Source organism: Syntrophomonas sp. UBA5494 (genome assembly GCF_002426325.1).
On record NZ_DIPG01000011.1, the window covers coordinates 50,214 to 51,239 of the forward strand.

General features: G+C 54.1%; 1 pseudogene. It reads left to right on the forward strand.

The window, feature by feature from the left end:
• Positions 1-934: 934 nt before the first annotated feature.
• Positions 935-1,026: pseudogene (locus tag B3W37_RS01685) on the forward strand (reverse transcriptase domain-containing protein); the annotation flags it as partial.

Here is a 1,026-nt window from a genome sequence, read left to right on the forward strand (position 1 = left end):
TGGAATCCATTACCGACACATATAATTCGGATACGGTTTTTCAAGTCAATATGTCAGTACGACAGATCTAAACATAAAGAAGGCGAAATGCACCGTTCCTCAATCAAGGAACGGTGCATTTTTGTTGTGCGCCCGGCATGGGCGCGGTCTAACGGGTGCAAGTCCCGAACACGCCTGGTGGCGGGAAGTGTATAGCCAAGGCCAAGTGCGTCCATCGCGAGGTGGAGTATGAAGGAAGGCGGCGGCAAATCTCCGGCCTGACGAACAGAAATCGCATCAGGCACAAACTGTGGATAAGGCTGCAACACAAGTCGAAGTCCAATAGCCACACGGAAACAGTTTGTGTAAATGCGGCAGGCAGATGGGGAGAAAGACTGCGTTCTTACCCGGGGAGGCCTCACGGACGGCGGAAGCGCATTTGCTAAAGCCGGTTGAAACAAGATTTATCGTGAGGAGTCAGATGAAGCCATAATGTGCGCGTGGCAGCGCATTTGTCAGGTGGGTTAAAGTCCCGCTGGGTCTCGGGTTGGGGGACCTATATCCAAATCCAGGGGTAATATCTTGGAGGCCGGGGGATACCCGGAGGGCAGGGCGCCTACCGTGAGGTGGGGTCTGAAGGGCTTGAGGAGAAGTACCAGGCCGTAATCGAATTGATGAACCGGTCGGCCAAAGACGGGGCAAGGTCGAGCCCGCACTATGGGGGCAGTGGATTAGATCGCTCAGAAGGAGAAGCCAGAGACATCGGCTCTATTGGAGCTACCTAAAGAACAGAGAGTGGTTTCAACTCCCGTACGCTACGTTGCTCCACCCGAACACATGACGAGTTGTAATTGCGAATCATTCTGGGGAGCCCGGTGCGGGAAATCCGCACGCCGGGTTCTGCTTGGGGCTGACGGTACAAGGGGGATTCCCGAGGCCGTCTTCTACCAACCACACAGTGAACCAAAGCAAACTGATAGAGATACTGTCACGGAGCATTAAGGATGGGAGAGTCATCTCCCTCATCCATAAATATCTCCGGGCAGG